The organism is Nocardia sp. NPDC004722, from assembly GCF_053601505.1.
Genome location: NZ_JBSGBY010000435.1, coordinates 1 through 7,274 on the forward strand (window position 1 = coordinate 1; position 7,274 = coordinate 7,274).

Genomic DNA, 7,274 nt, shown 5'->3' on the forward strand with positions numbered 1-7,274 from the left:
GGGCTGGCAGCCCGCCCGACTGCGCAACTGGCCCCTGGCCTCGATCATGGTCCTGCCCGGGCTGCAAATCCTCACTCACGGCCTGAAACTCGACGCGCCGAAGCAGCAGTTCCTTTCCGGCGCATCGATGTTCCTGCACGGCCGCTACGCCTTCGGGCTGGCCGTGATGGGTGTGGGCATCGTGCCGTTGGCGTGGATTCTCGCGACGGTCATGTTCGCGTCGCGGATGGTGCGGCTGTTGACGAAGGGGTTCGCGGATCCGGCGCGGACCGAGCGGGCGCTGTGGGTGTACGCGCAGCGGCAGCAGCGTGCGGCGAAACGCCTTGCCCGCTACCGGCTTCCGTTCACCACCGGCGGCATGAACCCCGACATCGTGTACGGGCGGCTGGCAGCCGAGGACACCGCCGCGCCGCCGCGGTCGAAGCTGCAGGCGTTGTTCGCGCGCACCGAGACCCGGCTGATCATTCCGTGGATCAAGCTGCGCCTGCACATGGTCCTGGTCGCCAACACCGGTGCCGGCAAGTCCACGCTCATGCTGCGGCTGCTGCTGTCGTGGTTCGTCACCGCCTGGCTGCGCCACCGCTCCTCCTGGTGGCGACTGTCAAAGGTCGGCCGCCCGTTGGCACTGGTCATCGACTGCAACGGCGGCCCCGACTCCGAAGCCACCGCCGACCGGGTCAAGACCTGGGCGATGGCACTCGGGGTGCCCGAGCACCGCATCGGGAAGTTCTCGCCGAACTCGCGGCAGCCCGGCGCGAAGACCATCCGGCTGAACCTGTGGGGCGCGGACAATCCCGACGACATGCGCGGGGTGCTGACCGCGATGATCTCCGGCGGCAGCGTCCCGACCAACGACACCGAGAAGTACTTCTACGAGATCCGCGCCGGGCTCATCCACCTCATCGTCGACGCCCCCGAGAAGGTCGTAACCGTCAACGGGGTCCGCACCGCGGTCGGGTGGAACCCGCCACGCGATCACATCGAGTTCCTGCGCCGATGCGACCCGGCCGTGCTGGCGTCGATGTGGGGCGGGGTGTTCGACCCGAACCCGCAGACGGCGGGCCCGTGGGACGGCGTGCCGGGGATCGACCTGGAGATCCAGGCCACCCGCAACGGCAAGCAGCCCGTGATGGACTCGGCGCGAATGGAATTCGGCAACCTGTTCCGTTCGCTCGGGGACGCGTTCGACGGCGACGCCGAGATCACCGATTTCGACTTCCTGTACTGCGTGCTCGATGGCGCGTCGCAGCCGGATCGAGCCCGCGCCCAGTTCGGTGCGCTGGGCTGCATGTTGGAGCAGCTGGCCAACAAGGCCCACGGCCGCGAGGCCCTGATGGCGGTCGACGAATTTTCCGCGGTGTCGGACGGCAACACTCGGGCCGCGGCGTGGGTGATGCGGTTCCGCAAGGCCCGCATCGGCTCTTTGTGGATCGCGCAGGAATGGCGCGGTTTGGGCGCCAACGACGACCAGCGTTCCTCTCTGGTCGCCGCGGCCGCCGGCGGCGCGCTGCTGGGCCGCAGCGAGTTGTGCGAGGAGCTGTGCAAGGTGTTCGGCACCAAACGCCGGTTCGAGTTGTCGCGCAAGCTCATCAACGGCACCGCCCACGGCGACGAGGGCAACGTGCAGGCCACCGACTCGTTCCTGGTCCCGCCCACCCAGCTGCGCACCTTCGGCCCCGGCGACGTCGTGCACGTCTCCAACGCCCGCGCCCGCGCCGGCCACGTCGCCCCACTGCGCGACGAGCAACTGGCCGCCCTGCGCCCGCTGCCTGGCCTGGGTCACTTCACCCGCCCGGCCGAGACCCCGGAGCCGGATCCGACGCTGGCCCCGGTGATCGATCTGACCCGCAAGCGGCGTCCGCGCTCCGCCTGAATCTCTCTATCCCGCAAGGAGACCCCTGTCATGACCGATCCCAACTTCCACGGCGAAGAGATCAACAACCCGGAGCTGAAACGCCAGACCGACGAGCGGATCACCGCCCTGGAAGAGGCGATGGAGGGCAGCGCGGCCGCGAAACTGGCCGCCCAGCTCGTTCCCGTCATCCCCGACGGCGGCGTGATCGGCCAGAAGATCACCCCGGCGCGGGTGAAGAAGGCCGCGAAAGTCCGTGACCACCTGCGGATCTGGGCACCCGGCCTGGGTGCCACCGCCGTGTTCGTGCTTGCGGTCATCGTGTTCCCGATCCCCGGGCCGCTGTTGGTGTACGGGCTGGCCGTCGTCGGGTTCGGCTGGTGGCACGCCGCCGGACGCCCCGGTCCAGCCGAAGCCGCCCGCATGATCGCCTACTCCACCGTCGACACCTGGGCGTACCTGCGCGGCCGCGTCGAGCGGCTCTCGCAGCGCCGCGCGGCGTACGAAGCTCGGCGCACCGCCACCGACCCCGGATCGCTGTAGATCCGGCCTCACCAGTAACACCCATTGGAAGGAAAACCTATGCACCACAACGATGTCCGCGCCATCATCGTCGGCCTGACCGGCGGGGTGATCGCGACGCTTGGGACCATCGCGTTCCTCGATCACGACTTCGAGCAGCGCATCCCCGAGGCGATCAACCGATGGCGGCTCTCGCCGGTCGAGCGCGCCGAATACGACGAGATCCGCGCCCAGCAAGCCGCCAGGCGCACAGCCGATCAGTGCGAGCGTGAGCAGGCGCAGGTCGAGATCCGCGCCCAGTTCCGGCCGGAGCTGCTGCACGGTTCGGCGATGGCGTTGTCGCAGTTGCCGATTCCGGTGTTGATCAGCGAGATCCGCTACGCCAAACACCGCAAATGCAGCGAGATGGCCGCGGCGGACCGCACCTACCCGGTGGTGTCGGACGCGCGAGTGTGGGGACCGCAGCTCGAAGCCCTGCGCAGCGAGTTCGGCCACCGCGACCTCGACCGGATGTCGTTTCTCGACGGCACCCGCTACCGCCACGCCTACAGCTACATCACCAGCCACACCGACGAATGGGCCGAGACCCCGGTCTACGTCCCCGCGCCCACCCGCGAGTTCTTCGCAGCCCTCGACAGTGACGAGGCCCAAGCCCTCACCGTCGCCGAGACTCTCGGCGATTCCGCCGAGCAGCAGTAACACCGATTGGAAGGAATTCTCATGTCGCAGAACGAAGTTGACCAGGTCACCCAGGAGACCGGCCGCAGCATCCGGCACATCATCGATCTCGCCCGGAACTGGCTGGCCAATCGCCACCAGTCGGCGCGCGGGCAGAAAATGACCCGCAAGGAACGTGACGATCTCGCCCGCCACCTCGAAGCCCAGGTCGGGGCCGAGCGGATCGCGGCCACCTGGTTCGAGACGCGGGTGGGCGACTACCAGAACGAAGCCCGCACCGTCGCCGCGATGCGCGGCATGCCCGACCGCTACTCCCCGGAACTGGTCGAGGCCGGCGAGGCCCGGCTGGCCGCGATCCGGCATCGCATCGAATCCTCCCTGCACGGTTCCGGTCTCGCGTTGGAACACCGCGGGCAAGTCGTGCAGGCTCTGGACCGGGTCGGCCATGACCCGGTCACACCCGCCGGGCGGGTATTCACGCCAATGACCGCGACCGAGGCCATGCACGCCCGTGCCGCAGGTGTGGAGTCAGAACTGCGCACTTACGCCCAGCAGGAAGCTGCCTACCAGCAGTACTTGCAGCAGCAGGCCGCCCTGCAGAGGCCTTGGTACGGGCAGGCCGCCCAGCAGCAGGCCCAGCGGGAGCGGGCCGCGGCACCGGCGTCCGTTCCCGCTGTGTCGGCGGCGGCGACCAAGGAAGCGGCCGCGGCGCGGGAGTTCCTGCAAGCCGACGCGGTGCAGAAGATCCGCCACGCCGAGAACCAGTGGCAGCGCGCCCAGGCCGAGGGGAACACCGGCGGCAACGCTCAGAAGGCGCGTGAACAAGCCGCCCGCAACGCCCGCGAGGTCGGGCTCAGTCCCGAACAGATCAATTGGGAGTTCGAGAACGCGGAGGCCAACAGCCAGTGCCGCGTGCGGATGGATTCCACCCGCATCGATGGCAGGGCGTATGTCGAGTTCGGTTACTTCGCGACCGAAGCCGAGGCCGCGGAATGGACGCACAAGGTCATCACCGAGACCAACTGGGAGGCCGGCACCCAGTTCACGGTGAGCGCGCGCGAGGCCGGACAGCGCAAGCCGTTCTACGTCGCCGAGGGCAACCGGGTCAGCGTCGGCACCGACACCGGCCGCTGGCACGACAGCGCCCGCGACGTCGCCGACCACAACTTCCAGCAGCAGAACAGTGAAAACAGCAGCAGTACAGCTGATTCCAACTCCAATGGCGCCGCGCCGTCGAGTCAGAAGCGTGCGCGGCCGAAGCGGACCCGGCCGATGAACGCGTTCGCGGCCGCGGCGGCCTCGGAGCAGGAAAACGGCCACGAGAACGGATTCGAGCGATGAGCCCCACCAATTCCCAACCCGCCCATAGCGAGACGACCATGACCAACCCCAGCAGCAGCGACCCCACCGACCCCGGCTACTACATCGGACGCGCCCCCGCCGGGGAGCGTCAGATGCGCGCCGACTTCGCCCGCGCCTACCAGGCGCAGATGGCGTACCTGAACAACACGCACGACTCGGTCGTCCGGCGTGGATTCCAGGATTCCCTCGCCATCGAGGAGCACTACGCCACGCACCCGGACCCGGGTGTCGTCAGGAGGTGGTCCTATCTCGGGGCCGCCGCCGATTCCTGGGCCAGCATGCCCGAGACCATGACCCAGGCCTACGACCACATCCACGCGCAGCGGGCCGCGGGAAACAGGATCGTCAACAATGTCGAATGGCGCTCCCAGCAGCAGGCCCGCGCCCTGACCGGCAACGGTGAGTGGATGCCCGGATCCGACAGCGCCGCAACCGGATCCGAGCCCCTCAACGCGTTCGCGGTCGCGGCTGATCGCAACCTCGAGCGGGAGGGAGCCGAGCGATGAGCACTCACGACTGGCGGCCCGGCATGCCCACCGACGAAATCGTCAAGGCCGCACAGGAACACGGCGGTGACATCGCCGTGCGCATGAATGGCGGGCAGGGGGAGTACCGGATCGAATCACCCGCCGAGGTGATCGCGGACCTGAAAGCCCGACTGGCCCAGCCCGGCACCAACGAACACCGTCAGCATCTTTCCGGGCAGCTGGAACGCAGCGAGCAGGCCTACGAGCTGTGGCAGAGCCAGATGACCAACGAGTACCACTACGCCGACGCGGAGAAGGTGTGGGAGGGGCGGCTGCGCGCCGACTACGCCCACGTGTACTTCGCCGGGGCGAAGCTGGGCAGCGAAAGCGTCAGCACGGAACAGTTTTTCGCGATCACCGACGATATCGACGCCGTGCGCGACGCCTGGCAGGAAGCCCCGGCCGAGGCCCGGCAGGCGTGGGCGTACCTGGATGCCGTCGTGCACGACTGGCGTCACTACCCCGACACCATGCGCCGCGCCAGTGACGTGTTCGACCGGTGGCATCACCAGGGCCTCAAAACGCTCGACGGGGTGCAGTGGCGCAGCCAGCAGCAGGCCAAGGAGCTGACCGGCAACGGGTTCATGCAGTACGAACCGTTCCTGGCCGACATCGCCCGCCACAAACGCGAAGGCCACCTCGCCGAGCCCGGCACGTCGGCACCGGTGAACGCCTTCGCGACCGCGGCCGCCGCCGAGCACGACAGCGAGCGGGACGGAGCCGAACGATGACCGCCGCAACGGATCCGACCCAGCCCGACTACTACACCGATCGCGCGCCCGCCGAAGAACATCAACTGCGCGCCGACTTCGCCCGCTACTACCAGCTCAAACCGCAGTTCGACGTCGACCCCGCCCAGTGGGATCACCAGCTGTATTCCGAGGCGCGCGCTCTGGAAACCCGGTGGATCGACGGCGATGACCTCACCAGCGCCTACCAGTGGCGGTACCTGACGATCAACGTCAGGAACTGGGAAGACTCGCCCGAGGTGTTCTCCGCCTATCTCGATTCCGACCTCACCGACGACGGAAGCGTGCTCACCGTCGACGAAATCCGCAGCCAGCTGCAAGTCCGGGAACTGACCGGCAACGGGGCCTGGCAACCCGATCCCGGATCGGTGCCCGCGGCCGGCAAAGCCGGGCAGTGGATCGCCTTCGCCGCAGTCGACGACAGCGAATATCGCAGGGCGACGGCGGGATCCGATCTCGACGACCCGGTCCCGCACTTCTACGCCACCGTCGATGCCCGTCATCCGGATCACTCGCGGTCGGCGTCGTTCACCCAGTCCTGTGTCAGCGAACCCGAAATCGCGGCGTGGTCCGTCCGCACCGCGGAGTACTTCCACCAGATGCCCGGCACGGAGGTGACCGTCAACGCCTACCAAAGCGACGGCGAGGGCCACTCCGATCCGGTGTTCCGCACCCACGGCTCGGTCGCGGCCGCGGTCAAGGACATCAGCGGCTGGCAGGACCGCATCACCCCCGAGTCCGGGCAGACGGTCAACGCGTTCGCGGCGGCTGCCGGAGAGGCCGAACGGGAGGGAACCGAGCGATGAGCCACATCCAGACGACCCCGACCCCGTCCAGTAACAGCGGATTGCAGCCGCTGCGCCCCTACGGACAGCCCGGCGACCATGCCACGGTCACCGACGACATTGTCTCCCTGCGCATCCGATTGGCATCGGCGAACGAACGCACCGCCCTGCTGGAGGAGCAACTGGAGAAGGTCACCGCGCAACGCGACGCCGCCGAACATCACGCGGCTGAGCTGGAGGACCGTAACCGGGAACTCGCCAGCGATCTCGACGACGCCCTCGACATCGCCTCCGAGCACGCCCTGGATCCCTCGCACGAGCGGCTGGCGGTGGTGTCGAACCGGTGCGTGAACGCCTTCGCCCGTGCGGCGTGGGCGGCCGAGAACGGGCACGACCGATGACCGACACTGACGCGACAGCGCCTGTCGCTCCCGCGACAACTGTCACCGAAACCAGCCCGGCGCTGTCGCCCTCACCGATCGAGGTGTCGCCCGCACCTGGTGAGGCGACACCCGGGCCGGGACAGGCGACGGAACCGTTGGGGTGGAACGTCGCCGAGTCGGTAGCGCTGTTGGCGGTGGCCGCGGTATCGGTGGCCGCGTTCGGCTGGTCGGCTATCGCTCTGCACGGACTCGCGTCCGGGGCGGGGATTTCGGATTGGCTGGCGTGGGGTGCTCCGGTCATCGTGGACGGCCCGATCGTGCAGGCCGCGTTCGCACTCGTCACCCTGCGCCGCCGGGCGAAGGTCGGCGTACTCGTACCCAGGGGAACCTACCGGTTCTTCTGGGGCGAACTCGCT

General features: G+C 68.5%; 9 protein-coding genes. All 9 read left to right on the forward strand.

Translation table 11 applies throughout. From position 1 onward, the window contains the following. Window positions 1–1,873, forward strand: a 1,873-nt coding sequence (locus ACWELQ_RS32305) for a hypothetical protein (RefSeq protein ID WP_452400820.1), incomplete at its 5' end; no start/stop codon positions are given. A 30-nt stretch (window positions 1,874–1,903) separates the two neighbouring features. Next, window positions 1,904–2,395 carry a hypothetical protein gene (locus ACWELQ_RS32310; RefSeq protein ID WP_452400821.1) on the forward strand — a complete coding sequence of 164 codons (492 nt, stop codon included), beginning with the start codon at window positions 1,904–1,906 and terminating at the stop codon, window positions 2,393–2,395. A gap of 39 nt (window positions 2,396–2,434) precedes the next feature. Then, a complete protein-coding gene (locus ACWELQ_RS32315) occupies window positions 2,435–3,073 on the forward strand; it encodes a hypothetical protein (protein WP_452400822.1) in 639 nt (212 codons plus the stop codon). Between the two features lie 21 nt (window positions 3,074–3,094). Beyond that, a complete protein-coding gene (locus ACWELQ_RS32320) occupies window positions 3,095–4,393 on the forward strand; it encodes a hypothetical protein (RefSeq protein ID WP_452400823.1) in 1,299 nt (432 codons plus the stop codon). Further along, window positions 4,390–4,920, forward strand: coding sequence for a hypothetical protein (locus ACWELQ_RS32325; protein WP_452400824.1), 531 nt, complete (start codon window positions 4,390–4,392; stop codon window positions 4,918–4,920). The genes ACWELQ_RS32320 and ACWELQ_RS32325 overlap by 4 nt, the downstream gene beginning before the upstream one ends. Further along, window positions 4,917–5,672, forward strand: coding sequence for a hypothetical protein (locus ACWELQ_RS32330; RefSeq protein WP_452400825.1), 756 nt, complete (start codon window positions 4,917–4,919; stop codon window positions 5,670–5,672). The genes ACWELQ_RS32325 and ACWELQ_RS32330 overlap by 4 nt, the downstream gene beginning before the upstream one ends. Continuing rightward, on the forward strand, window positions 5,669–6,496 hold the full coding sequence (locus tag ACWELQ_RS32335) for a hypothetical protein (RefSeq protein ID WP_452400826.1): 828 nt from the start codon (window positions 5,669–5,671) through the stop codon (window positions 6,494–6,496). Before ACWELQ_RS32330 ends, ACWELQ_RS32335 begins: the two co-directional genes overlap by 4 nt. Beyond that, window positions 6,493–6,876, forward strand: coding sequence for a hypothetical protein (locus ACWELQ_RS32340; protein ID WP_452400827.1), 384 nt, complete (start codon window positions 6,493–6,495; stop codon window positions 6,874–6,876). The genes ACWELQ_RS32335 and ACWELQ_RS32340 overlap by 4 nt, the downstream gene beginning before the upstream one ends. Further along, on the forward strand, window positions 6,873–7,274 hold a 402-nt coding region (locus ACWELQ_RS32345; protein WP_452400828.1), incomplete at its 3' end, for a DUF2637 domain-containing protein. The genes ACWELQ_RS32340 and ACWELQ_RS32345, both read left to right, overlap by 4 nt.

Excerpts from the sequence above, each read along its gene's own strand:
- ACWELQ_RS32310 (WP_452400821.1), top strand. The coding sequence starts at position 1,904 with ATGACCGATCCCAACTTCCACGGCGAAGAGATCAACAACCCGGAGCTG.
- ACWELQ_RS32315 (WP_452400822.1), top strand. The coding sequence starts at position 2,435 with ATGCACCACAACGATGTCCGCGCCATCATCGTCGGCCTGACCGGCGGG.
- ACWELQ_RS32320 (WP_452400823.1), top strand. The coding sequence starts at position 3,095 with ATGTCGCAGAACGAAGTTGACCAGGTCACCCAGGAGACCGGCCGCAGC.
- ACWELQ_RS32325 (WP_452400824.1), top strand. The coding sequence starts at position 4,390 with ATGAGCCCCACCAATTCCCAACCCGCCCATAGCGAGACGACCATGACC.
- ACWELQ_RS32330 (WP_452400825.1), top strand. The coding sequence starts at position 4,917 with ATGAGCACTCACGACTGGCGGCCCGGCATGCCCACCGACGAAATCGTC.
- ACWELQ_RS32335 (WP_452400826.1), top strand. The coding sequence starts at position 5,669 with ATGACCGCCGCAACGGATCCGACCCAGCCCGACTACTACACCGATCGC.
- ACWELQ_RS32340 (WP_452400827.1), top strand. The coding sequence starts at position 6,493 with ATGAGCCACATCCAGACGACCCCGACCCCGTCCAGTAACAGCGGATTG.